Below are 23,675 nucleotides of genomic sequence, written 5' to 3' on the forward strand. Positions count from 1 at the left end.
CCTGTCGTCGCCGGCCCTGACGGGTGCCGGCGGCGGGAGAATCAGGACGCGCTAGCGCGCGACCACCTCATCGGTCCGAAGGAACTTCATGTTCTCGGATCACCTCCCTTCTGATGTGGCTGCGACGCTACGCCGCGCGCCCGGGGAGGTCCACGGATTTCGCCGACGGCGGTACCGGCCCGTCACCGCCGCAGGTGCGCCCACTGGTCCGGGAAGTCGTCCAGCCAGTCCGCGAACGACCGCGCCGGGCGTCCCACCAGGCGCGAGACGTCGTCGGAGACGTGCTCCAGCTCCCCCGCGGCGATCGCCGCATAGCTCGTCACCCAGCCCTCGACCTCCGCCCGCGGCACGTCGTGGTGCGCGCGCGACGCGTACGCCTGCTGGGTGGTCTCGACCTCGTAGCGGATGGCGCGGCCCGCGAGCTCCGACATCGTCGCGGCGGCCTCCGCGAGCGTGATCGCCGTCGGGCCCGTGAGGTCGTAGGTGCGGGCGTCGTGGGCGTGCGGGCGCTCGTCCAGCAGCACGGCCGTGGCGACGTCGGCGACGTCGTCGTGCGACACGGACGCGACACGTCCGGCGTCGGCGGGGCCGCGGATCACGCCGTCGTCGCCGACGAACGTGGTGAGGGCGTGGTGGTAGAGGTTGTCGCGCAGGACGGTCCACCGCAGGCCCGACATGCGCAGGTGCTGCTCGGTGGCGAAGTGGTCGCGCGCGAGCGTGAAGACGGCGTCGGCGGCCGCTCCGACGAACGACGTGTAGACGACGCGCTCGACCCCCGCCGCGACCGCGGCGTCGATCGCGGCGAAGTGCTGGGACACACGGTCCGGCGTCTCACGCCCGCTGACCAGGAACATCACGTGCGCGCCGTCGAGCGCCCGGAGCATCGCCTCCCGGTCCGCGTACGACGAGGCGACGGCGACGTCGGAGTCCGGGAGCAGCGTCCCGTCCGGCAGGCGGGGGATGCGGGCGAGGTCGCGCACCACGAGGCGCTGCTGCGCGCCCTCCGCGGCGAGGCGCAGGGCGAGGCGGGTGCCGAGCCGCCCGCTCGCGCCCGTGACGGCGACGACGTCGTCCCCCTGGCGGGTCATGGACTCACGGTATGACGGGCGCTCAAGCGCCGCGCGGTCTCACTCCGGGCCCCGCTGGGGGAGGATGCGTGCCATGAGCGTGCCCTTCCGTGTGATGACCGTCTGCACCGGCAACATCTGCCGGTCCCCCATGGCCGAGATCGTGCTGCGGGAAGCGCTCGCGGCGGCAGGGCTCGACGGCGCCGTCGTCGTCGACTCCACCGGCGTCTCCGGCGAGGAGCAGGGGAACCCGGTGGACCGGCGTGCCCGGAGCGTCCTGGCCGCCCACGGGTACCCCGTGGGCGACGCGCACCGCGCGCGGCGCGTGACCGCGGCGGAGCTGCGCGACAGCGACCTCGTGCTCGCCATGACCGCGCACCACGCGCGGGCGCTGCGCCGCCTCGCGGGGTTCGACGAGGGCGGCGAGCTCTCCGGGCCGCACACGGCGTCGAGCGGGCCGGAGATCCGGATGTTCCGGTCGTTCGACCCCGAGGCGCCCGTGCCCACGAACGCCGGCAGCGAGGACCTGCTCGACGTCGAGGACCCCTGGTACGGGGGCGCCGAGGACTTCGAGGTGTGCCTGCGCGAGATCGAGGCGGCGACGCCCGGGATCGTCGAGCACGTGCGGGCCCGCCTGGCCGCCTAACACGTCCGACATGCCTGGCACGGTCTGCCAGACTGCGGCCATGGGGTACACGGTGCGGCGCGTGCGTGCGCAGGAGTGGGAAGCGGTCCGCGCGGTACGGCTCGAGGCGCTCCAGGACGCCGTGGCGCACCTCGCGTTCCTGACGAGCTACGAGGAGGCGGCCGCACATGCCCCCGGGTTCTGGCAGGAGCGGGCCGCAGGGGCCGCCACGGGCGGCGCCGTCGCGCAGTACGTCGTCGTCGACCCCGACGGACGCTGGGTCGGGTCGGCGACCGGCCTGCTCGAGGAACCGGGCGCGTCCGACCTCGCCGGGCAGGTCGTGGACGCCCGGCAGGTCCACGTCGTCGGCGTCTGGCTGCACCCCGCGCACCGCGGGCGGGGGCTCATCCAGGAGGCGATCGGCGCCGTCGTCGCGTGGGGGCGCGAGCACGGGGCCACGAGGGCCCGGCTCTACGTGCACGCCGAGAACCCGCGGGCGCAGGCCGCCTACGAGAAGGCCGGGTTCGTGGTGACCGGGGAGACGTTCGAGAGCACGGTCGGGCCCGAGGTCGAGCTCGCGAAGGCGGTCTGAGAGCTCAGGCGAACCAGCGCCGCCACCAGGGCCTGCGCGGCGCGGCCGGGACGGGCGCCGGCGGGGCGACGTAGCCGCGGAACCAGCGCGACAGCTCCCGGAACACCTGCTCGCGCACCGGCTTCTCCGACAGCGTCACGTCGTGCAGGGCCCCCTCGAAGCGGGCGAGCGTGACGAGCGAGCCCAGGTTCGGCACACGGCGCATGATGCCGGGCACGTCGAGCACCGAGTCGGCGTGCCGGAGGTCCTCCGACCAGCGCACCGGCGGCACCGACCGCGCCGAGAGCAGCACGAGGATCGGGACGTCGATGTGCAGCCCTCGCGCCACGGCGTCGTGCCCGCTGAACACCGCGGCGAGCCAGGCGGGCGTCGCGCGCCAGCCCAGGTCGGGCCGCCACGCCTCGTCGTAGTCCCACTCCCCCTCGAACCGCCTCGAGATGCTGCGCGCGTAGAACCCCTGGTCGAGGTTCACCAGGTGGCTGCGGGGCGCGACCGCGGCCTGCGCCCGGACCGGGCCCTCCAGCACGCGCCGGCCCAGGTAGCGGGTCTGGAACTCCAGCCACGGGGCGTTGAGCACCAGGGCGGCCGCCCGGCCCGGGTGGCGGTCCGTCCACAGCGCGACGATCAGCCCGCCCGTGGAGTGCCCCATGAGCACGAGCCGGCGTCGCGCCGCACCGTCCCCGTGGCCCATCGCCTCGAGCGCCGCCGCGAGGTCCTCGTCGTACGTGCGCAGGTCCGTGACGAACCCCGGGGTCTGGCCCTCCCGCAGGCTGCGGCCGTACTTGCGCAGGTCCAGGGCGTGGAAGCGGACGCCGAGCGCCTCCCAGAAGTCCGCGACGTGGACCTGGTGGAAGTAGTCGATCCAGCCGTGGACGTAGAGCAGGTCGACGCCGGCGTCGCTCTCGCCGCGGCGCTCGCGGCGGACCAGGGTGGCGACGACGTCGCCCTCGTCGTCGGGCGCGAGCGGGAGCGTGAGGCGCTCGAAGCCCGGCAGGACGTCGGGTTCCCAGGTGCTGTCCGTCGCGGTCACCCTTCGGACGGTAACAACGTGCTGGTCAGGGCGCGCGGACGGTGTCCGCGTGGGCGGGTGCGCGGGGTCGTCGCGGGTGCGGCGTCCTCCGGTCCTGCAACGGCCCCCGCGCGGCCCGGGCATCATGGGCGCATGAAGGTCTCCCGCCGCTCGCACGTGCCCCCGTTCGCCGTGATGGAGATCCTCGCGGCCGCCAACCAGCGTCGCGCCGCGGGGCGCGACGTGCTCAACCTGTGCGCGGGCGAGCCGTCCACGGGCGCCTCCGACGTCGTGCGGGCGCGCGCGATCGAGCTGCTCCAGGACGGCGACCTCGGGTACACCGAGGCGCTCGGCGTGCCCGCGCTGCGCGAGGCCATCGCCGGGCACTACCGGCGCTGGTACGACGTCGACGTCGACCCCGCGCGGATCGCCGTCACGACGGGGTCGAGCGGCGGGTTCGTGCTCGCGTTCCTCGCGGCGTTCGACGTCGGCGACCGCGTCGCGCTCGCCCGGCCCGGGTACCCGGCGTACAAGAACATCCTCGCGGCGCTCGGGTGCGAGGTCGTGGAGCTCGACTGCGGGCCGGAGACGCGCTATCAGCCGACGGTGTCCCAGCTCATGGAGGCGTACTACGGCGGCGGGCTCGACGGCGTCGTCGTGGCGAGCCCCGCGAACCCCACGGGGACGATGATCGCGCCGGCCGAGCTGGAGGCCGCCGCGCGCTGGTGCTCCGAGCACGACGTGCGCCTGGTCAGCGACGAGATCTACCACGGGATCGCCTATGGCGGCGATGTACATCAGGCGACCGCGGCGGTGTACGACGACGCCGTGGTGGTCAACTCGTTCTCGAAGTACTGGGCGATGACGGGGTGGCGGCTCGGCTGGCTCGTGCTGCCCGAGGAGCTCGTCGCTCCCGTCGACGCCCTGGCCGGGAACGTGGCCCTGTCTCCCCCGGCGCTCTCGCAGCACGCGGGCGTCGCCGCGTTCAGCGACGCCGGGTACGCCGCCGCGGCGGCCAACGTCGAGCGGTACGCCGTCTCGCGCGCGGCGCTGCTGGAGCGGGCGCAGGAGCTCGGCTGGGACCCCGTGGCGCCCGCCGACGGGGCGTTCTACCTCTACGGCAACGTCGCGGCCACCGGCCTGGACTCGCGGACGTACTGCGCCCGCCTGCTCGAGGAGGCCGACGTCGCGATCACGCCCGGGACGGACTTCGACGCGGTGAACGGGCACGCGTGGGTGCGGCTGTCGTTCGCGGCGTCGCCCCAGACGGTCACGCGGGCGGCGGAACGCATCGCGGCCTGGCAGCGCGCGCTCTGAGCGGCTGGGACGGCGCGTCCCGGCCGGGTCGCCGCGGGTGTGACGCGGGCCGGGTCGCCGCGGGCCGGGCGCGACGCGACGATGGGGGCGATGAGCCTGCGCCTCGCCACCTTCAACGTCCAGCACGGGCGGATGCCCGACGGACGGGTGGACCCCGCGTTCCTCGCCGCTGCGGTCGCGAGCCTGGACGCCGACGTCGTCGCGCTCCAGGAGGTGGACCGAGGTCAGGTGCGGTCGGGGGGCGCGCACCTGGCGCGGCTCGTCGCGGAGGCGATGGGTGCGACCGAGCTCCGGTACGTGCCGGCCGTCGCCGGGCGGATCGAGCCGCCGCGCGCCGCGCCCGGCGAGGCGCCCGGTGCCGACGACCCGGCGCGCGCGCTCGCCCCGGTGGCCAAGGCGACGGGCCGCGACCGCATCCCGGCCGCGGCGCGAGTGCTCCGCTCCCCCGCCGGCCGGGCCGCCGCCCGGGCGTACGCCGCCACCTGGTTCTCCCGGCGTCGCGCGCGGGGCGACGAGCCCGACCACGTCCCCGGCTACGGGATCGCGCTGATCTCCCGGCACCCCGTGCGGGAGTGGCGGCACGTGCGGCTCCCGCTCGCGTCCCCCTGGCTGTTCGACCGGTTCCAGCTCGGCGCCGACCAGCCGCGCGTGGCGGTGTGCGCCGTCGTCGGCACGCCGGACGGGCCGCTCACGGTGGCGACCACGCACCTGTCCAACGGTTCCACGTGGAACAGGACGCAGCTGCGCTGGCTCGTGGACGGGCTGCGTGGGGCGCCGCGGCCCCTCGTGCTGCTGGGCGACCTCAACCTCCGCGGTGCCGAGCCCGCCGCGCTGACCGGGTGGCGGGACCTCGTCGACGCGGCGACGTACCCCCGTCACCGGCCGTCGCTCGGCCTCGACCACGTGCTCGTCGACGACGACGTGCTCGTCGACGCCGGCGCCGGGCGCACGCTCCGGCTGCTCGCCCCCGCGGAGACCGTCGACCTGGGCGTCAGCGACCACCGTGCGGTCGTCGTCGACGTCCGCCTCGATCCCGCGGGATGAGGCCGCGTTCACCCTGACGGGGGCAAACGTTCACGGCCCGTTCATCGCGGGCCGGTGTGCCGCACCCCGGGCACCGCTAGGGTCGTCCGCTCGTGAAGCCACTGCAGACGCGCCGCGCGCGCATCGCCGCACGGTCCGCCGTCCTCCTCCCACTGGCCGTCGCGCTCGCCCCGCTGGCCGGCTGCGGCACCGTCGACCCGACCGCGCAGGCGCTCGGCACGGACGCCGCACCGACGCTCACGGGGACCTTCCAGGGCAGCGGCGCCACCTCGCAGCAGAAGGCCATGGAGGCCTGGATCGCGGGCTTCACGGCGAAGCATCCGGACGTCACGCTCACGTACGACGGCGTCGGCTCGGGCGCGGGCCGCAAGGCATTCCTCAGCGGCGAGGCGACTTTCGGCACGTCCGACGTCGCCCTGAGCGACGAGGAGATGGCGGCCTCGGGCGCCGCGTGCGACGGCGGCAACGCGATCGACCTGCCCGTCTACATCAGCCCGATCGCCGTCGCTTTCAACGTCCCGGGCGTCACGTCGCTCCACCTGTCGTCCACGACGGTCGCCGGCCTGCTCGGCGGCGACATCACGTCCTGGGACGACGACGCCGTCGCCGCGGACAACCCGGGCGTCGCGCTGCCCGCGCTGCGCGTCGTGCCGGTGCACCGCTCCGAGTCGTCGGGCACCACGGAGAACTTCACCGACTGGCTGCACGCCACCGCGCCCCGCGCCTGGCCCTACGACGCCGCGAGCTCGTGGCCGCTTCCCGGCGGCACCGCTGCCGAGGGCACGGGCGGCGTCGTCGCCGCCGTCGCCGCCACGCCTGGCGCGGTCACCTACGCGGACGCCTCGCAGGTCGGCACCCTGGGCACGGCGTCGATCAGGGTGGGCGACCAGTGGGTCGCGTCGAGCGCGGCCGGTGCCGCGGGCGCCGCGGCCGTCTCGCCGCGCGACCCGAGCCGCTACGAGGACGACCTGTCCTACGACCTCGACCGCACCGCGACGAACCCGAACGTGTATCCCCTCGTGCTCGTCTCCTACCTGGTGGTCTGCTCGCGCTACGCCGACCGGGCGGAGGGCGAGGTGGTCAAGGAGTTCGTGGACTACGTCGCGTCCGACGAGGGCCAGAGCATCGGCACGACGGCCGCGGGCAGCGCACCGCTGAGTCCCGCCCAGCAGGAGTGGCTGCGCTCGACGGCGAACGACATCTTCCTCGTCCCCGCCGCCGGGTCCTGAGCGGGGCCGCGGGCTACCGTCGGCCGTATGGACGACGAGCGCGCCGGGGGCCGCAACGAGACCACCGAGCAGCGCTCCGACCGGAACTGGGTCGAGCTGCTCCAGGAGCTGCGCGTCATGCAGACCGGCGTCCAGATCCTCAGCGGCTTCCTGCTCACGGTGCCGTTCCAGGCCCGGTTCGAGACGCTGACCTCGTTCCAGCGGGGGTACTACCTGGTGCTCATGGTGCTGTCCGCGCTCACGACGGGGCTGGCCGTCGCGCCCGTGGCACTCCACCGCGGCCTGTTCCGCCGGCACGTCAAGGCGCGGCTCGTGACGACGGCCGACCGCATGACGCGTGCCGCGCTCCTGCTGCTCGCCGTGCTCGTCACGGGGGTGACGGGGCTGGTGTTCGACGTCGTGGTCGGTCACGGTGCCGCGGTCGTCGCCGTGGCCGTCGGGATCGTGGTGCTCGTCGGCCTCTGGGCCGTGGTGCCGGCCGTGGTCCGGTCGCGGCACGCGGCGCCGTAGCGGCGCGGCCCTGCGGGAGACCTCAGGCGACGAGGTCGAGGGCGTGCGCGACCGCGGCCGGGCCCGAGACCTGGACCGTGACCTGGCCCGGGACCGTCGTCGCCGGGGCCGGCGCGTGCACGCGGGCCAGCGCGCGCTTGCGCAGGATGGTGACGGTCGAGTGCGCGCCGATGACGATCCACGCGACGTTGGCCGCGGCCGACGGCCAGACGCCGTTGACGAGCGCGACGAGGAACATGGCGGTGGCGCCGCCCAGGTTCGTCAGCTGGAACGCGAACGAGCCCGGACCCCAGTGCCCCTTGCTGACCATGCCGTAAGCGACGATCCCGGCGACGGCGCCGACCCAGCCGAGGGCGGTGATCAGATCGATCAGGGACATGACGGGGCTCCGGGTCTCGCGGCAGGGCTGGTGGCGTGGCAGTGCTGGTGATACGGCAGTGCTGGTGATACGGCAGGGCTGGTGGTGCGGCGGTGCTGCTGGCTCCCGGGCATGCTGCGGCGCACCCCGGGGGCGTGGTAGGTGTGGACGCCCCGTGCGGCTCGGGCTCCGGAGAGCGGGCCTGGCGCGGTGCGCACGCCCATGGTGACGCATCTGACGCTTCAGCACAATCGAATGATTCTGGATCCAGCATGTAGCATTGCTGTATGTCCACAGACCCCCGCCGCCTGGCCTTCCTGCTCGCGGTGCACCGCGCCGGCGGCGTGCTCGCCGCCGCCGACCTGCTCGGCGTGACGGCGTCCGCGGTCTCGCAGCAGATCGCGCGGCTCGAGGCCGAGGAGGGCTTCCCCGTGCTGGACCGCGGCCCGCGCGGCGTCACGCTCACCCCGGCCGGCCGGGTGCTCGCCGAGGCCGCCGAGCGCATCGAGAGCGAGCTCGTCGAGGCCCGGCAGGCCATCGCCGCGCTCGGCGACGGGGTGGCGGGGCGCGTGGCGATCGGCGCGTTCCAGACGGCGATCCGCGCCGTCGTCGCGCCCGCGCTGGAGCCGCTCGCCGAGCGCTACCCCGCCGTCATCCTCGACGTGCGCGAGCACGAGCCGGTGGAGTCCGTGCGGATGCTGCGCGCCGGCGACCTCGACGTCGTCGTGCTCGAGCGCGACTCCGAGAACAAGAACCCGGCGCCCGCCGGGTCGCACGACGTCCCGCTCGTCGACGAGCCGTGGCGCCTCGTCGTCCCGGCCGGCATCAAGCCGCCGACGACGCTCGAGGACCTCGGCAAGCTCACGATCGTCGCCGCGGCCGACGGGACGGCGTCGCACCGCGCGCTCCAGCGCCTCTCGCGCACGCTCGGCACGCAGATCCGCACGCGGCACGCCTCGTACGACTTCGACACCATGCTCGCGCTCGTCGCCGCAGGTCAGGGCGTCGCGATCCTGCCCGCGCTGGCCCTGCACGGCGGCGCGCTGGCCGACAACCTCCAGGTCGTCCGCCTGCCCGGCCTCGGCGAGCGCCAGCTGTTCGTGCGGCACCGCGCGACCCGCCACGAACCCAGCCCGGCCGTGCGCGCCGTCGTCGAGGTCATGGGCGAGGTCGCCGCGCAGCTCGAGCTCGCGTGAGACACGGGCCACGCCCGGCCGCACCCTGAGTAAGATCGGCCGCGCAGAACGCGCACAACCGCCGATCGAGTCGCGACGGGAGAGCTCGCCGCCGGCCCCGCCGGACGACGACGCCGAAGGAGCAAACCCCTCCCCGGGAATCTCTCAGGCCCCCGTACCGTCGTGACGAGGCAACTCTGAAAAGCGGTCCTCGCGGGCACCCACGGCCCGCGTCGGCCCACCGACGGTGCAAGTCGCCATCCCTGTGACCAGGGACGACGGCAAAACTCTCAGGTCCGATGACAGAGCGGGGAGGGACCCAGCAGTCCCGCCACGCCTGACGACCGGAGCGCCCGTGACCAGCCACTCCCCCGACCTCTTCGTCGACCGCCACGTCGGCCCCGCCGGCGAGCAGGTGCGCCGCATGCTCGACGTGCTCGGCTACCCGACGCTCGACGCCGTGGTCGACGCCGCCGTGCCGGCCGCGATCCGCACGCACCGCCCGCTCGACCTCCCGGCCGCCCGCACCGAGGCCGAGGTGCTCGCGCACCTGCGCCGGATCGCGGCGAAGAACCAGGTCAAGCGCCAGATGATCGGCCTCGGGTACTACCCCACGCACACGCCGGCCGTCATCCGTCGCAACGTGCTCGAGTCCCCCGCCTGGTACACGGCCTACACGCCGTACCAGCCGGAGATCAGCCAGGGCCGCCTCGAGGCGCTGCTCACCTTCCAGCAGGTGGTCGAGGACCTCACGGGCCTCGAGGTCGCGGGCGCGTCCCTGCTCGACGAGGCCACCGCCGTCGCCGAGGCGGTCGCCCTCATGTGGCGCGCGTCCCGCGCGACGACGGGCTACGTCGTCCTGGACGCCGACCTGTTCCCCCAGACCCTGGCCGTCGCCCAGGGCCGCGCCGAGGCCGTCGGCCTCCCCGTCGTCGTCGCGAGCCTCGACGCCGGCCTCGCCGCCGGCCTCGCGGCGCACGCGGCCGCGGGCACCCTCCCCGAGGGCGACGCGGTCGGCGTCGTCGTCGCCCAGACGGGCGCGAGCGGCCGCATCCTCGACGCCCGCCAGGTCGTCGCCGAGGCCAAGGAGCGCACCGCCCTGGTCACGATGGCCACCGACCCGCTCGCGCTGACCCTGCTGGTCAGCCCGGGCGAGCTGGGCGCCGACGTCGCCGTGGGCTCCGCCCAGCGCCTGGGTGTCCCCCTCTTCTACGGCGGCCCGCACGCCGCGTACATCGCCGTCCGCAAGGGCCTCGAGCGCCAGCTCCCGGGCCGCCTGGTCGGCGTCTCGGTCGACGCCGACGGCGCCACGGCCTACCGCCTCGCCCTCTCGACGCGTGAGCAGCACATCCGCCGCGAGAAGGCGACGAGCAACATCTGCACGGCTCAGGCCCTCCTGGCGATCGTGGCCAGCATGTACGCCGTCCACCACGGCCCCGACGGCCTCAAGGCGATCGCCCGCCGCACCCACGCCCACGCCGCCGCCCTCGCGGACGCCCTCCGCGCCGAAGGCATCACGGTCGAGCACGACACGTTCTTCGACACGGTCCGCACCGTCGTCCCCGGCAACGCCGCCACCGTGGTCGCGAACGCGGCAGCGGCGGGCATCAACCTGTACAGCCCGGACGCGGACCACGTACAGATCGCCTGCGACGAGACGACGACGACGTCGGACCTCACCAGGGTGCTGGAAGCCTTCGCGAGCGCGCCGGCACCCAGCACGGTGCACGAGGGCGACCTGCAGACCGACTCAGCCGCACAGCTCCCGGATGCGCTCGAGCGAAAGACCGAGATCCTCACGCACGAGGTCTTCCACAAGCACCACGACGAGACCTCCATGCTTCGCTACCTGCGCAGGCTCAGCGACAAGGACCTGGCGCTCGACCGCACGATGATCCCCCTCGGCTCCTGCACGATGAAGCTCAACGCCACCGCCGAGATGGAGCCCATCTCGTGGCCCGAGTTCGCCGACCTGCACCCGTTCGTCCCCGCTGACCAGGCCGAAGGCTACGAGGAGCTCGTCAGCACCCTCGAGGCCCAGCTCGCCGAGATCACCGGGTACGCCGGCGTGAGCGTCCAGCCCAACGCCGGCTCGCAGGGCGAGCTCGCGGGCCTGCTGGCCATCAAGGCCTACCACCGCTCCCGGGGCGACGAGGCGCGGGACGTCGTCCTGATCCCAGCCAGCGCCCACGGCACCAACGCGGCCTCGGCGGCCCTGGCCGGCCTGCGCGTCGTCGTGGTCAGGACGGCGGGGAACGGTGAGATCGAGCTCGACGACCTGCACGCGAGGCTCGAGCAGCACGGTCCCCAGGTGGCCGCGATCATGATCACGTACCCGTCGACGCACGGCGTCTACGAGGAGCACGTCCGCGAGGTCTGCGACGCCGTACACCAGGTCGGTGGTCAGGTGTACATCGACGGTGCGAACCTCAACGCGCTGGTCGGGCTGGCCCGTCCGGCCGAGCTCGGCGGCGACGTCTCGCACCTGAACCTGCACAAGACGTTCTGCATCCCCCACGGCGGCGGCGGCCCGGGCGTGGGCCCGGTCGCGGTGGCCGAGCACCTGGTCCCGTTCCTGCCAGGCGACCCGACGCCGTCGGCCGGCGGCACGGGGACGGTCCCCGTCAGCGCGGCCCGCCACGGCTCGGCCGGCATCCTGCCGATCTCGTACGCGTACGTCGCCCTCATGGGCCCGGACGGCCTGACGCACGCGACCAAGACGGCCGTGCTCGCGGCCAACTACGTCGCCCAGCGCCTCGCGGTCCACTACCCGACGCTCTACACGGGCCCGAGCGGCCTGGTCGCGCACGAGTGCATCCTCGACCTGCGCCCGATCACCGCCGCCACGGGGGTCACCGCCGAGGACGTCGCCAAGCGCCTCATGGACTACGGCTTCCACGCCCCGACGCTGAGCTTCCCCGTCCCGGGCACGCTCATGGTCGAGCCCACGGAGTCGGAGGACCTCGCGGAGCTCGACCGGTTCGTCGACGCGATGGTGCAGATCAAGGCCGAGATCGACGCCGTCGGCGCGGGGAGTGGCCGGCGGACGACAACCCGCTGCACAACGCCCCGCACACGGCCGCGTCCGTCACGGCCGACGAGTGGACGCACCCGTACGCGCGCAGCCTCGCCGCGTACCCGGTCCCGGCGCTGCGGTCCGCCAAGTACTGGCCTCCGGTCCGCCGCATCGACGCCGCCCGCGGCGACCGCACCCTGATCTGCTCGTGCCCGCCGCCCGAGTCCTACGCCTGAGGAGGCGACCGTGAGTGATCTGAAGCCGAGCGACCCGACGCCCAGCGACCTGCGGTCCACGCCGCTCGAGGCCGAGCACCAGCGCCTGGGCGCGCACCTGACCGAGTTCGGCGGCTGGAACATGCCGCTGCGCTACACGAGCGACCTCGCCGAGCACCGGGCCGTCCGCGAGGCGGCCGGCCTGTTCGACCTGTCCCACATGGGGGAGATCCACCTCGAAGGGCCCGCGGCCGCTGCCGCGCTCGACCACGCGCTGGTCGGCAGCGCGACGGCCGTCGCCGTCGGGCGGGCCAAGTACTCGATGATGTGCGCCGAGGACGGCTCCGTGCTCGACGACCTCATCGTGTACCGGCTGGCCGACGAGCACTTCCTCGTCGTCGCCAACGCGGGCAACGCCGACCTCGTCTCCCGCGAGCTGGTGCAGCGCGCCGCGGGCTTCGACGTCGTCGTCACGGACCGGTCCGCGAGCACCGCGCTCGTCGCCGTCCAGGGGCCGCGCGCGGAGGAGATCGTCGTCGCGCTCGCCACCGAGGCCGACGCCGCGACCCTGCGGGCGCTCCCGTACTACGCGTCCGCGCCCGTCACGCTCGCCACCGGGGCGCGCGCGCTCGCCGCGCGCACGGGCTACACGGGCGAGGACGGCTTCGAGCTGTTCGTCGGCACCTCCGACGCCGTCGCGCTGTGGCGTGCCGCGCTGGCTGCGGGGGAGCCGCTCGGCCTGGTCCCCGCGGGCCTCGCGGCCCGCGACTCGCTGCGCCTCGAGGCGGGCATGCCGCTCTACGGCCACGAGCTCGACACGACGACGACGCCGTACGAGGCGGGCCTCGGCCGTGTCGTCCGGCTCGACAAGACCGGCGCCGACGGCGCACCGGTCGAGTTCGTCGGACGCGCCGCCCTCGCCGCCCGCAAGGTGTCGCCGCCCGCGCGCGTGCTCGTCGGCCTGCGCGGCGAGGGGCGCCGCTCCGCCCGCGCGGGGTACGACGTCGTCACGCCGGCCGGGACGCGCGTCGGCACCGTGACGTCGGCCGCGCCGTCGCCCACCCTCGGCCACCCGGTCGCGATGGCGTACGTGACCCCGGAGGTCTCCGCGCCCGGCACGGCGCTCGCCGTCGACGTGCGCGGCCGCCAGGAGCCGTTCGTCGTCGTCGACCTCCCGTTCTACCGCCGCGCGACCGCGTAGCCCCGTACCCTCGATCCGTCAGCATCGACTTCGTAGGAGAAGCCATGGCCACCTATCCCGAGCACCTGCAGTACTCGCGCGAGCACGAGTGGGTGGACGCGTCGGCCCCCGCCGTCGTCGGCATCACGTCGCTCGCGGCCGACGCGCTCGGCGACGTCGTCTACCTCGAGCTGCCCGAGGTGGGCGCCGAGATCGAGGCCGGCGCCGTCGTCGGCGAGATCGAGTCGACCAAGTCCGTCTCGGAGCTGTTCTCGCCCGTGACCGGCACCGTCGTCGAGGTGAACCAGGCGGCCGTCGACGACCCCGCCGTCGTCAACGCCGACCCGTTCGGCGAGGGCTGGCTCTTCAAGGTGGACGTCGTCGCCGTCGGCGAGCTGCTCGACGCGGCCGCCTACGCGGCGCTCGCCGACTGACCATCGGGTGAAGCGGGTGAAATAGCCCGACAAATCCCCTGGTCAGAGAGTCGTGGCGCGGAATGCTCGACAAGTTTGCGCATTTCGCGTCATGACCACCCCGGTCACTCCTCTCAATGGTCAGCAGCAGATCGCAGGACGGTCACCCCCGAGGCCGGCCGGCTGCCCCTGGAGGAGCACCATGAGCATCATCGAGCTGGAGCGCACCGCTCCCGCTGCGTCCATCAACCCCCTGACCCGCCGTGAACAGGTCGTCCTGTCGAACCTCACGGAGGACGTCACGCTCGAGCAGATCGCCACGAAGCTGTTCGTCACGCGCAACACCGTGAAGTCTCAGGTGCGCAGCGTGTACCGCAAGATCGGCGTGTCCACCCGCGCGGACGCCGTCGCCTGGGCACGTTCGGCCGGGATCTACGCCTGAGCCGCACCGCGAGGCCGGCGGCGCGTGCTGCCCGGCCCGCCACCACATCCGCCGACGCCCGGCGCTCGCCACGAGCGCCGGGCGTTCGACGTCCCGGGCGGCGTCACGTCGCCGTCATCTGCTCGTCACGGAGCACTCCGTCGGGGATGACAGACTCGTGGCATGACCCAGGGCCCCGCAGCGCTCGAGCCCGCCCGGCGACGACTCGTGGTCGCGGCCGTCATCGTCGACGACGTCACCGCACCCACGCGGCTGCTCGCCGCGCGCCGCTCGCGTCCCGCCGAGCTCGCCGGACGCTGGGAGTTCCCGGGCGGCAAGGTCGACGCGGGGGAGACGCCCGTCGACGGCCTGCACCGTGAGCTGCGCGAGGAGCTCGGCATCGCGGTCGAGCTCGGCGACGAGCTCCCGGGGCCCGACGACGGTGCCTGGATCATCACCGACCGGCACGTCATGCGGCTCTGGTTCGCCCGCGTCGCGCGCGGGGAGGCGGCGCCGCTCGTCGAGCACGACGAGCTGCGCTGGCTAGACGCCGACGACCTCTTCGGCGTGCACTGGCTCGACGGCGACGTCCGCATCGTCGAGACCCTCGCCCTGCTGCTGGAGCGGCGCAGCGCCTGACGCGTGCCGCACGTCGACGGCGGCGACGGCGGTCGGCGTGCGGTCGGGCGCGGCGTCCGTCAGCGTCGCCTCCGGAGCCCCGGCGGGGTCCGCCGCGCCCTTCTCGGCACGCACCTGGCCGGCGGCGGCGAGGCTGATGACCATCGCGACCGTGATGACGAGCAGCGCGTGCCGCACGCCCCAGGAGTCGGCGAGCAGGCCGAGCACGGGCGGCATCGAGAGCGACGCGATCGAGCCGAACGAGCCGACGACGGAGACCCGCGCGGCGGCCCTGGTCGGGTCGTCCGCGGCGGCGGCCGTGCCCAGCGGCCACGCCATCGCGGCGCCGAGGCCCCACAGGACGATGCCCGCCCAGGCGAGCGGCAGGCTCGGCGAGAGGCCGAACGCCAGCAGGCCCACGAGCGCGGACACGCCCGAGACGCGCAGCACGGCGACGCGGCCGAAGCGGTCGATGAGCCCGGCACCCAGGAGCCGCACGGCCAGCATGGCGACGACGAACGTGCCGTAGGCCGCGGCGCCGACGGCCTCGCGCGTCGCGAACCCGTCCACGACGCCGAGGTTGAGCCAGTTGGCGGCCGCGCCCTCGGACATCGACGCGGCGAGGATGACCAGGCCGATGAGCAGGGTGCGGCGCTCCGTCCAGGCCTTCATGGCGCTGCCGGCGCCGTGGCGGCGCTGGACCTTGCGCATGTCGGCGCCGTCACCCGCGGCGGGCCGGACGGCGCGCACGGGCTGGTCCGCGAGCTCGGTGCCCGGGCGGATCAGCAGCGCGCGCCCGACCGTGACGACCACGGCGACGCCGACGATGTGCCACACGACGTGCATGCCCAGGGTCGACGTCGTCGCGGCCACGGCGCTGCCCAGCAGCGCCCCGACCGAGAACGACGCGTGGACGTGGGGGAGGATCGACTTCCCGAGCTGCTTCTCGACGCGGGCCGCCTCGAGGTTGATCGGGATGTTCGTGGCGGCGACCACGAGGCCGTTGACCAGGAGGCCTGCCGAGAACAGGGCGACGTCGCCCAGCGCCGTCGCCAGGCCCACCAGCGTGAAGCCGGCCATCGTGCCGACCATGCCGAGCACGAGGGTCGCCCGGCTGCCGAACCGCACGATGATCGTGCCGGTCAGCGTCACGCCGACGAGCGAGCCGACCGCACCGACCACCAGGAGCGTGCCCAGCTGCCCGGCGCTGATGCCGAGGCTCTCGCGGACCGAGGGCAGGCGACCCATCCACGACGTCTGGACGATGCCGAAGAGGCCGAACATCGCCACGAGCGACCAGCGGACGCGCTGGAGCTGGGCTGTCGTCGGGACGGGCAGGACGGGGGTGTGCGTGCTGGGCACAGGAGCCTCGGTCGGGGAGTGGCGGGTGATCCCAGGGGCGCCCCGGATCACGGTCGAATCGATTCTACGGGCGGTATCCCGCCGCTGGCGAGAACTGATCGGTCGACGTCGCGTATCTCACGTACGCGGGGAGTTGCACGCCGGCCACGGGGACGCCCTACCTTGTGGGCATGAGTGAGTTCCATGTGACCCGGCGCATCAAGCCGGAGCCCACGGCGACCGTCGTCGGGCGCGTGCTGGTGTCGTTCGTGCTGTTCGCGGCCGGGCTCGTGCTGATGGGCTCGGGCGCCTCGGGCTCCGGGTCCGTCCCCTGGCTGTGGTTCGTCCTCGGCCTGCTGTGCGTGGCCCTGGCGTTCGGCCTGCCGATGCGCGGGGCCTCGCAGCGCTAGCCGCCGCCACGACGAGGGCCCTGACCGTCACGGTCAGGGCCCTCGTCGCGCGTCATCCCTCGTCCTGCGTCACACGGGCCGTTCTGCCTCACACGGGCCGTGCGGCCGTCACGCCCGGTGCGGCGCCAGCTCGCTCTCGGGGCGCTCCGCCCCGTCCAGCAGCCCGACGCCGGCCAGCAGGTCGAGCGCGGGACGGTGCTTGTTGAACGTGTAGACGTGCAGGCCCGGCGCCCCGGCGTCGAGGACGGCCTGCGCGAGCTCGACCGACCGCGCGATGCCGTACGCGTGCTGCGCCTCGGGGTCGGGCAGGGCCTCCAGGGCCTCCAGGAGGTGCCGGGGTGCGACGACGCCCGTGAGCTCCTCGACACGGCGCAGACGGCGCGGCTCCGTCGTCGGAAGCAGGCCGGCGAGGATCGGGATGGTGACGCCGGCGGCGCGCGCCGCGGCGACGAACTCCGTGTACGACGACGCCTCGTAGAAGAGCTGCGTGATCGCGAAGCTCGCACCCGACGCCTGCTTCTCCAGGAGCCGCTGCACCTCCTGGGCGCGCGTGGTGCCCGCTCCGGGGTTCCCGTCGGGGAACGTCGCGACGGCGATCGACAGCGGGTGCGCCGCGCCGCGCAGGGCGGAGCTCGGGTCGGCGGCCGCACGGGCGCTCTCGACCTCGCGCAGCAGGCGCACGAGCTCGTCGGCGGAGTGGACGCCGTCGGCGGGCGGTCGCCAGTCGGGCTGGTCCTTCGGGGGGTCCCGCGCAGGGCGAGGAACGCGCGCACGCCGGCGTCGAGGAAGTCGTCGATGACCTCGGAGACGTCCTCGCGGGACGCGCCGACGCACGTCAGGTGGGCGATCGGGAGCACCGGCGTGCCGGCCAGGAGCGTCGCGACGACGCCGCGTGCGGTGGCGCGGTCGCCGCCCCCGGCGCCGTAGGTGACCGAGATGAAGTCGGGCTGGACGGCCACCAGACGGCGGGCCGTCTCCCAGAAGTTGGGCGCCGCGTCGGGGCGGCGTGGGGGCATGAGCTCGAACGAGACCGTCGGGCGGTGGTTGCCGCGCTGCGCGGCAGTGCGCGTCGGGTGTGCCTCGTCGACCATGGTCGCTACCTCGCCTCCGTGCGGAATTCTGCCGGGTGGGCTCGGGCCCGCGCCAGCACTGGCTCCTCGGGAGGCTTCCGTCGGTGGGCCGATGCTACCGCGGTTCTCGCTCGATGGACGGAAGTGGCCCGCGGGATGAGACGGAGGGGCTCAGCGCCTCCCGAGCGACGCCGCACCTCGCGGGCAACTACCGTGGCCTGCATGGATACCGAGGAGCGCCTGGCCGTCTTCATCGACTACGAGAACCTGGCGCTCGGCGCGCGCGAGCACCTGGGGGCATGCAGTTCGACTTCGGCCCGATCGCCGACGCGCTCGCGGTGCGCGGCCGCGTCGTCGTGCGCCGCGCGTACGCCGACTGGTCGTACTTCGACGAGGACCGGCGCGCGCTCACCCGCCACCAGGTCGAGCTCATCGAGATGACCCAGCGCATGGGCGCCTCCCGCAAGAACGCGGCCGACATCAAGATGGTCGTCGACGCCATCGAGATGGCGTTCGAGCGTGAGTACATCTCGACGTTCGTCATGTGTACAGGAGACTCGGACTTCTCGCCGCTGGTCCACAAGCTGCGCGAGCTCAACAAGCGCGTCATCGGCGTGGGCGTCGAGAAGTCGACGTCGCGGCTGCTGCCCGCGGCGTGCGACGAGTTCCTGTTCTACGACCGGCTCGAGGGCGTCGACGTGCCCGACGTCGACGAGACCGCCGTGCGCAGCGCCCGCGGAGGCCGCGGGCGCGGGCGGACCGAGCCGAAGCACCGCTCCACGCGGGCCGCCGAGGCCGTCGCGGAGGTCCTCGCGGGTGCCGCGCCGACGCCGGACGCCGCCGCGGCACCGGACGCCGCCCCCGAGGCTGCGCCTGCCGAGACGCCGGCACGGTCGCGCGGACGCCGCAAGCCCTCCGCGTCGAAGGCGGCGGAGCCCGCGCCGAGCCCGGCACCGGAGCCCGCACCCGTCGACGTCGTCGAGCCCGCGGCCGAGGAGGCGCCGGCCGGCGACCACGACGCCGTCGAGGCGCCGACCATGGAGGTGCAGGTGGCCCAGACCCTCGCCGACCTGGCCGCGTCGACCAGCGGCGCGGTGACCGCGTCGATGCTCAAGCGGACGCTGCTGCGCAAGGACCCCACGTTCGCCGAGTCCGACTACGGGTTCCGCACCTTCACCGAGTTCCTCGAGTTCCTCGCCGAGCGCGAGCTCGTCGCGCTGTCCGAGGGGCCCGCCGGCGGCGACCCCGAGGTCTCCCTGCCCAAGCAGGGCACGAGCGACGAGACGTTCGCCCTGGTGCGCGACGTCGTCGTCGAGGCCGGGGCGGCCGTCCCACTGTCCGGACTGAAGAACCGGCTCCGCAAGCGGCGCCCCGACTTCTCCGAGAAGGCCCTCGGCTTCCGCGGGTTCCTGCAGTTCTGCCGGGCCGCGGAGGCCGCCGGCGCCGTCGCGCTCACGTGGGACGACGATGCCGACGACTACCTCGTGACGGCGGCCTGACGGTGGCGTGACTGCCGCCCGACGCCGGCTTCGGGGCACAATGCCTCGGTGACCTACCGCCTGCTGCGCCTGATCCTGTCGCTCATCGCCTACGTGGCGCTGCGTCCGCAGGTGAGCGGGCTGCACAACGTGCCGCGCCGTGGACCCGTGATCCTGGCCTCCAACCACCTGTCGTTCGTCGACTCGATCCTCATCCCGCTCGTGGTGCCGCGGCACGTCTCGTTCATCGCGAAGGCCGAGTACTTCACGGGTCGCGGGATCAAGGGCCGCATCTCGAAGTGGTTCTTCACCACGATGGGCAACATCCCCGTGGACCGCACCGACCCGCGCGCCGGGCAGCGGTCGCTCGAGGACGCGCTCGAGGTGCTGGACGGCGGGGGAGCGTTCGGCATCTACCCGGAGGGCACGCGCTCGCGCGACGGGCTGCTGCGCGAGGGCCGCACGGGCGTCGCCTGGCTCGCCCTGGCCGGGCACGCCCCGGTGGTGCCGGTCGCGCTGGTGGGCACGGACAAGGTGCAGCCCGTCGGCAAGCGGTTCCCGCGCCCGTACCGCGGCGTGCAGATCCAGTTCGGCGCCCCGATCGACCCGGCCCGCCAGCTCACGGCCGGGGTCAAGCCCGCGCAGGCCCGCCGCGAGCTGACGGAGCAGGTCATGACGTCGATCCAGCGCATGAGCGGCCAGGAGCGCGCCCCGCGCTGACCCCTCCCTTTCGGCGTAGTACCTGGTTGCGTTCTGGGCGCCAGAACGCAACCAGGTACTACGTTCAAACGGCGGGTTGGGGGGCGAGCAGGCCCGGCACCTGCTCCAGCCCCGCCGCCAGCGCGTCGCCGTCGGCGCCGACGACGGTGGGCACGTCGTGCCTGAGCAGCCCGCCCGGCGCCCGGGACGGGCCTGGGCGGAGGCTCGGCGCGTCGTCCTTGGCGGCGCCCGTCGTCGCGATGACGCGCTCGGTGCGGGTCAGGGTCCGGATGGCGACAGCGGCCACGTTGTCCGGGTGCTGCTGCGCGGCGGCCGCGTAGATCTCCGGGTCGGCCTGGCCGTCGTCGCCCACCAGCAGCCAGCGGACCTGCGGGAACGTCGCGACGAGCCGCTCGAGCGACGTCGTCTTGTGGACGCGGCCGCTGCGGAACCAGCCCGTGGCCGTGGGGCCGAAGTCCGTCAGCAGCAGCGGCCCGGGCGGGTAGCCGTGCCGCGCGAGGAACCGCCGCAGCGTGCGCGCCGTGTTCCACGCGCCCGACGACAGGTAGACGAACGGCGCGTCCGGGTGCGCCGTCGCGAGGCGTTCGTAGAGCTCGGGCATGCCGCGCACGGCCCGGCGGGCGGCCGCGCGGACCCAGAGCATGTTCCACGCCGCGACCAGGAGCTGCGGGACGGCCGTGACCATGGCGGTGTCGTCGATGTCGCTGACGACGCCCAGACGCACGTCGTCGCCGATGACGACGAGGCCCGCGCGGACCTCGGACGCGTGCGTGTGCGTGGTGCGCAGCGTGGCGCTCTGCCAGCCCGCGCGCAGCGGGGCGTCGGGCGGCAGGTCCACCTCGACGTCGACGTAGCCGGCGCGGTCGGTGACGGTCTCGACCGTCGTCGACCCCACGGTGACGACGACGCGGTGCCCGGGCGCGGGCATCGCCAGGAACGACCGGAAGCCGCGCTGCACCGGCTGGCGCGGTCCGCGGCCGAGCCGCTGCGGGCCCAGCAGCACGCGGCCCAGCACCCGCACGCGGCGCGGCGTGCCGAACCCGGTGTACGGCTCGATGCGGGGGAGCCAGCCGAAGACCCGCCGGAGGACCGTGCCCGAGGCGGCCACGAACCTGTCCTCGATCCGCGCCGCCAGATGGGCGGAGCGCGCCGCCGCACGGCCGGGACCAGGGAGCTCGCTCACGGCTCCACCTTGCACGGCCCCGGACGACAGTGCGCGCCGGACGGCGTCGGCCGGTCAGCGGGTGCCACCACGTGCGACGGCACGGGCCGGGGCGCGTGGATGCGGCGCGCGCCGCCGGCCGCGCCCCGGTGCGTCGCGTCGGTCCGTGCCCCGGTGCGTCGCGTCGGTCCGTGCCCCGGTGCGTCGCGCCGGGGCCGAGGCGCTCAGAGCTCCGCGACCCGGGCCACCGCCGGGGCGACCGCGTCGCGGACCCAGGCCGCCAGCGACGTCGCCGGCGGGCGCAGGATCACCGTGTCGACCCCCTGGGCCGCGACGGGCCTCAGGTCGTCCACGAACCCGTCGACGTCGCCCGCGACGAGTCTCTCGCTGCCCGCCAGGACCGTGACGCGGACGGTGGCGTAGTCGCGGCCCACGTCGTCGCAGTGCGCCCGAAGGACGTCGAGCTTGTGGCTCAGCTCGTCGGGCGTGGAGGCGAAGATGTTGCAGGCGTCGGCGTACCGGGCGACGAGGCGCAGGGTCTTCTTCTCACCCGAGCCGCCGATCATGATCTCGGGCTTGCTCAGCGGCTGCGGGCTGCTGAGCGTCTCGGCGAGCTGGTAGTGCTTGCCGTCGTACGGCCCGTTCTCCTCGGAGTACATCTGGCGGGCGATCTGCACGGCCTCCTCGAGCCGCTCGAACCGCTCGCGCAGCGGCGGGAAGGGGACGCCCAGGCCGGCGTGCTCCTCCTCGTACCAGGCGGCACCGAGCCCCAGGGTGGCCCTGCCGCCGGACAGGACGTCGAGCGTGGCGACGATCTTCGCCAGCAGCCCCGGGTAGCGGTAGGTCACGCCCGTGACGAGCGTGCCGAGCTGGACGGTCTCCGTCCGGCCGGCCAGGTAGCCGAGCGTCGTGTAGGCCTCGAGCATCGGGTCGTCCGCCGGGAAGCCGGACCGCATCATCTGCCAGTAGTGGTCCATGACGGAGAGCCAGGACAGGCCGGCCTCCTCGGCGTACGAGGCGGTGTCGCCGAGCTCGCGACGCAGGGCGGCCGGCTCGACGGAGTCGAAGCGCATCAGGTGGGCACCAAGTCTCATGCCCGCATCATGCGCGCGGCGGCTGGGCGTCACCAGGGGCGTTCTCGGTCAGCGGACCCGGGCGAGCACCACCGGGCACGTCGCCAGGTGGTCGTCCACCAGGCCGCACGCCTGCATCGCCGCGTACGCCGTCGTGGGGCCGAAGAAGCGGAAGCCGAGCTTCTTGAGCGCCTTCGCCATCGCGACCGACTCCGGCGTCGTCGACGTCATCTGCTCGTACGACGCCAGCGGCGTCGGGCGCGGCGGGGGAGCGAAGGACCAGAACACCTCGTCGAGGGTGCGGCCGTCCTCGTGCAGCGCGAGCACCGCCCGGGCGTTGCCGACGGTCGCCTCGATCTTCTGCCGGTTGCGGATGATCCGGGCGTCCCCGAGCAGGCGGAGGACGTCGTCCGCCCCGAGGCCCGCGACGGCCTCGGGGTCGAAGCCGTGGAACACCTCGCGGAACGCGTCGCGCTTCCGCAGCACCGTGATCCACGAGAGCCCCGACTGGAAGCCCTCGAGCGCGATGCGCTCGAGCAGCGCGGCCTCGCCGTGCACGGGCACGCCCCACTCGGTGTCGTGGTACGCCTCGTAGAGCGGGTCGCCGTCGCCGAAGCAGCGCGCAGGAGTCGTCATGCGCCCAGCCTGCCCTGCGGCACCGACGCCGTCGCGCCGCGCAGCGCGTCCTGTGCACGACGCCGCCCGGGACGGGCCGGGGGACGGGGCCCGCGCACGGGGCGCCTCACGACGACCGGCCGGCCGTCTTGCGCGCGACGTACGCCTCGACGCCGTCGAGCACGATCTGGAGGCCGAAGCCGACGTCGTCCTGGTCCGGCTCGGCCGTCGGCTCTGCCGGGGCCTCGGCCGTCGGCTCGGCCGGCGCCCCGAACGTCGCCATGGCGGCGAACAGGTGCGGGTAGGTCTGGGGGTCCGCCCACCGCTGGAGCATGAGCTCGAGGTCCTCGTAGGGGTTCTCGCCCGCGGCCACCGACTCGGCCTGCACGCGGGACTCGCCGAGCACGTGCTGGGCGAGCGTGCCGATGAGCGCGAGCTTCTCGTCGGCCTCCAGGGGCAGCCCCTCCAAGAGCCGGAACGCCTGGTCGATCCAGCGCAGCCGGTTCGGGCCGGGCAGCACGATCGTCAGCGGCAGGTCGAGGTACCAGGGCCGCGCGACGACCATGTCGATCTGCGCCCGCATCCACAGCTCGAGCCCGGCACGCCAGCCGATGTCCTCGGGGATGACGGGCGGGTCGGCGGCGATGGTGTCGGCGAGGCGGGCCAGGAGCTCGTCCTTGTTGCTCACGTGCCGGTACAGGGCCATCGGCGTGACGCCGAGCGCCTTGCCGACCCGGGCCATCGAGACGGCGCCGATGCCCTCGGCGTCGGCGAGCTCGATCGCGGCCTCGACGATCCGGTCCACGCTCAGCGTCGGCCGCGGCCCGCGCCGCGACGGCGTCAGCGGCGTCCACAGGCGGCTGACCAGGCTCTCGGTGCTCGGCCGGGCGCCCTCGGTGCCCTCGGTAGCGGTGCGCTCGTCCGCTGCGCGCTCGTCGTCGGTGCTCATGACCCTCCTTGCCGTCAGCGTGCCGTGCGGCCGCGGACACGGTCCCATCGTCGGGCAGCCGAGCCCTT

At 74.4% G+C, this 23,675-nt stretch carries 22 protein-coding genes, 2 pseudogenes and 1 riboswitch; of the genes and pseudogenes, 15 read left to right on the top strand and 9 right to left on the bottom strand.

The window, feature by feature from the left end:
- Nucleotides 1-182: 182 nt before the first annotated feature.
- Complete coding sequence (locus ET471_RS05485) at nt 183-1,088, bottom strand: NmrA family NAD(P)-binding protein (RefSeq protein ID WP_129186962.1); 906 nt, start codon at nt 1,086-1,088, stop codon at nt 183-185.
- 73 nt (nt 1,089-1,161) lie between these two features.
- Here ET471_RS05485 and ET471_RS05490 point away from each other — a divergent pair, with 73 nt between their 5' ends.
- Both ET471_RS05490 and ET471_RS05495 read left to right on the top strand, forming a co-directional pair.
- Nucleotides 1,162-1,713, top strand: coding sequence for a low molecular weight protein-tyrosine-phosphatase (locus ET471_RS05490; RefSeq protein WP_129186963.1), 552 nt, complete (start codon nt 1,162-1,164; stop codon nt 1,711-1,713).
- A gap of 40 nt (nt 1,714-1,753) precedes the next feature.
- Nucleotides 1,754-2,284 carry a GNAT family N-acetyltransferase gene (locus ET471_RS05495; RefSeq protein WP_129186964.1) on the top strand — a complete coding sequence of 177 codons (531 nt, stop codon included), beginning with the start codon at nt 1,754-1,756 and terminating at the stop codon, nt 2,282-2,284.
- Between the two features lie 4 nt (nt 2,285-2,288).
- Here the strand turns inward: ET471_RS05495 and ET471_RS05500 are convergent, their stop codons facing one another.
- The gene (locus ET471_RS05500) at nt 2,289-3,314 is read right to left on the bottom strand and encodes an alpha/beta hydrolase (protein WP_242496431.1); all 1,026 of its coding nucleotides are present in this window, start codon (nt 3,312-3,314) and stop codon (nt 2,289-2,291) included.
- Nucleotides 3,315-3,446: 132 nt separating this feature from the next.
- On the opposite strand from ET471_RS05500, the gene ET471_RS05505 reads away from it, so the two are divergent.
- The 4 genes from ET471_RS05505 (at nt 3,447) to ET471_RS05520 (ending at nt 7,393) form a co-directional block, all read left to right on the top strand.
- Nucleotides 3,447-4,610, top strand: coding sequence for a pyridoxal phosphate-dependent aminotransferase (locus ET471_RS05505; RefSeq protein ID WP_129186965.1), 1,164 nt, complete (start codon nt 3,447-3,449; stop codon nt 4,608-4,610).
- 90 nt (nt 4,611-4,700) lie between these two features.
- Complete coding sequence (locus ET471_RS05510) at nt 4,701-5,654, top strand: endonuclease/exonuclease/phosphatase family protein (RefSeq protein WP_165350410.1); 954 nt, start codon at nt 4,701-4,703, stop codon at nt 5,652-5,654.
- A gap of 92 nt (nt 5,655-5,746) precedes the next feature.
- Nucleotides 5,747-6,883 carry a phosphate ABC transporter substrate-binding protein PstS gene (locus ET471_RS05515; RefSeq protein WP_242496432.1) on the top strand — a complete coding sequence of 379 codons (1,137 nt, stop codon included), beginning with the start codon at nt 5,747-5,749 and terminating at the stop codon, nt 6,881-6,883.
- A gap of 27 nt (nt 6,884-6,910) precedes the next feature.
- Nucleotides 6,911-7,393: a DUF6328 family protein gene (locus tag ET471_RS05520; protein WP_129186967.1), complete on the top strand. Its 483-nt coding sequence runs from the start codon at nt 6,911-6,913 to the stop codon at nt 7,391-7,393.
- Nucleotides 7,394-7,415: 22 nt separating this feature from the next.
- On the opposite strand, the gene ET471_RS05525 is transcribed toward ET471_RS05520, so the two are convergent.
- Entirely contained in the window at nt 7,416-7,772 is a 357-nt protein-coding gene (locus ET471_RS05525) for a CBU_0592 family membrane protein (RefSeq protein ID WP_207207336.1), read from the bottom strand.
- Nucleotides 7,773-8,038: 266 nt separating this feature from the next.
- Here ET471_RS05525 and ET471_RS05530 point away from each other — a divergent pair, with 266 nt between their 5' ends.
- The 6 genes and pseudogenes from ET471_RS05530 to ET471_RS05555 all read left to right on the top strand — a co-directional run bounded on the left by ET471_RS05530 (nt 8,039) and on the right by ET471_RS05555 (nt 14,810).
- Entirely contained in the window at nt 8,039-8,947 is a 909-nt protein-coding gene (locus ET471_RS05530) for a LysR family transcriptional regulator (protein WP_129186968.1), read from the top strand.
- Between the two features lie 66 nt (nt 8,948-9,013).
- A riboswitch (glycine riboswitch) is annotated at nt 9,014-9,117 on the top strand.
- A gap of 233 nt (nt 9,118-9,350) precedes the next feature.
- Nucleotides 9,351-12,178, top strand: a pseudogene (gene gcvP, locus ET471_RS05535) (aminomethyl-transferring glycine dehydrogenase).
- Nucleotides 12,179-12,188: 10 nt separating this feature from the next.
- The gene (gcvT, locus tag ET471_RS05540) at nt 12,189-13,358 is read left to right on the top strand and encodes a glycine cleavage system aminomethyltransferase GcvT (RefSeq protein ID WP_425356572.1); all 1,170 of its coding nucleotides are present in this window, start codon (nt 12,189-12,191) and stop codon (nt 13,356-13,358) included.
- Nucleotides 13,359-13,402: 44 nt separating this feature from the next.
- Nucleotides 13,403-13,771: a glycine cleavage system protein GcvH gene (gene gcvH, locus ET471_RS05545; RefSeq protein ID WP_129186969.1), complete on the top strand. Its 369-nt coding sequence runs from the start codon at nt 13,403-13,405 to the stop codon at nt 13,769-13,771.
- 181 nt (nt 13,772-13,952) lie between these two features.
- The gene (locus tag ET471_RS05550) at nt 13,953-14,192 is read left to right on the top strand and encodes a helix-turn-helix domain-containing protein (RefSeq protein WP_129186970.1); all 240 of its coding nucleotides are present in this window, start codon (nt 13,953-13,955) and stop codon (nt 14,190-14,192) included.
- A gap of 162 nt (nt 14,193-14,354) precedes the next feature.
- Nucleotides 14,355-14,810 (top strand): (deoxy)nucleoside triphosphate pyrophosphohydrolase, encoded by a 456-nt coding sequence (locus tag ET471_RS05555; RefSeq protein WP_129186971.1) that lies wholly within the window; start codon nt 14,355-14,357, stop codon nt 14,808-14,810.
- Here the strand turns inward: ET471_RS05555 and ET471_RS05560 are convergent.
- Nucleotides 14,715-16,151, bottom strand: coding sequence for an MFS transporter (locus ET471_RS05560; protein ID WP_129186972.1), 1,437 nt, complete (start codon nt 16,149-16,151; stop codon nt 14,715-14,717). The two genes, ET471_RS05555 and ET471_RS05560, sit on opposite strands and share 96 nt — an antisense overlap.
- 170 nt (nt 16,152-16,321) lie before the next feature.
- Between ET471_RS05560 and ET471_RS05565 the strand changes: the two genes are divergently transcribed.
- Nucleotides 16,322-16,540: a hypothetical protein gene (locus ET471_RS05565; RefSeq protein ID WP_129186973.1), complete on the top strand. Its 219-nt coding sequence runs from the start codon at nt 16,322-16,324 to the stop codon at nt 16,538-16,540.
- 108 nt (nt 16,541-16,648) lie between these two features.
- On the opposite strand, the pseudogene ET471_RS05570 reads toward ET471_RS05565, so the two are convergent.
- Nucleotides 16,649-17,631 (bottom strand): annotated as a pseudogene (locus ET471_RS05570) (methylenetetrahydrofolate reductase).
- 278 nt (nt 17,632-17,909) lie between these two features.
- On the opposite strand from ET471_RS05570, the gene ET471_RS05575 reads away from it, so the two are divergent.
- Both ET471_RS05575 and ET471_RS05580 read left to right on the top strand, forming a co-directional pair.
- Nucleotides 17,910-19,109: an NYN domain-containing protein gene (locus ET471_RS05575; protein ID WP_242496434.1), complete on the top strand. Its 1,200-nt coding sequence runs from the start codon at nt 17,910-17,912 to the stop codon at nt 19,107-19,109.
- A 48-nt stretch (nt 19,110-19,157) separates the two neighbouring features.
- Entirely contained in the window at nt 19,158-19,808 is a 651-nt protein-coding gene (locus ET471_RS05580) for a lysophospholipid acyltransferase family protein (protein WP_129186974.1), read from the top strand.
- Nucleotides 19,809-19,872: 64 nt separating this feature from the next.
- Here the strand turns inward: ET471_RS05580 and ET471_RS05585 are convergent, their stop codons facing one another.
- The 4 genes from ET471_RS05585 to ET471_RS05600 all read right to left on the bottom strand — a co-directional run bounded on the left by ET471_RS05585 (nt 19,873) and on the right by ET471_RS05600 (nt 23,607).
- Nucleotides 19,873-20,991: an App1 family protein phosphatidate phosphatase gene (locus tag ET471_RS05585; RefSeq protein ID WP_129186975.1), complete on the bottom strand. Its 1,119-nt coding sequence runs from the start codon at nt 20,989-20,991 to the stop codon at nt 19,873-19,875.
- A 203-nt stretch (nt 20,992-21,194) separates the two neighbouring features.
- Nucleotides 21,195-22,064, bottom strand: a complete 870-nt coding sequence (locus ET471_RS05590; protein WP_129186976.1) for an LLM class F420-dependent oxidoreductase — start codon at nt 22,062-22,064, stop codon at nt 21,195-21,197.
- A gap of 48 nt (nt 22,065-22,112) precedes the next feature.
- A complete protein-coding gene (locus ET471_RS05595) occupies nt 22,113-22,679 on the bottom strand; it encodes a DNA-3-methyladenine glycosylase I (protein ID WP_129186977.1) in 567 nt (188 codons plus the stop codon).
- A gap of 106 nt (nt 22,680-22,785) precedes the next feature.
- Nucleotides 22,786-23,607, bottom strand: coding sequence for a TetR/AcrR family transcriptional regulator (locus tag ET471_RS05600; protein WP_165350411.1), 822 nt, complete (start codon nt 23,605-23,607; stop codon nt 22,786-22,788).
- Nucleotides 23,608-23,675: the final 68 nt, after the last annotated feature.

The organism is Xylanimonas protaetiae (assembly GCF_004135385.1).
Lineage (GTDB): Bacteria > Actinomycetota > Actinomycetes > Actinomycetales > Cellulomonadaceae > Xylanimonas > Xylanimonas protaetiae.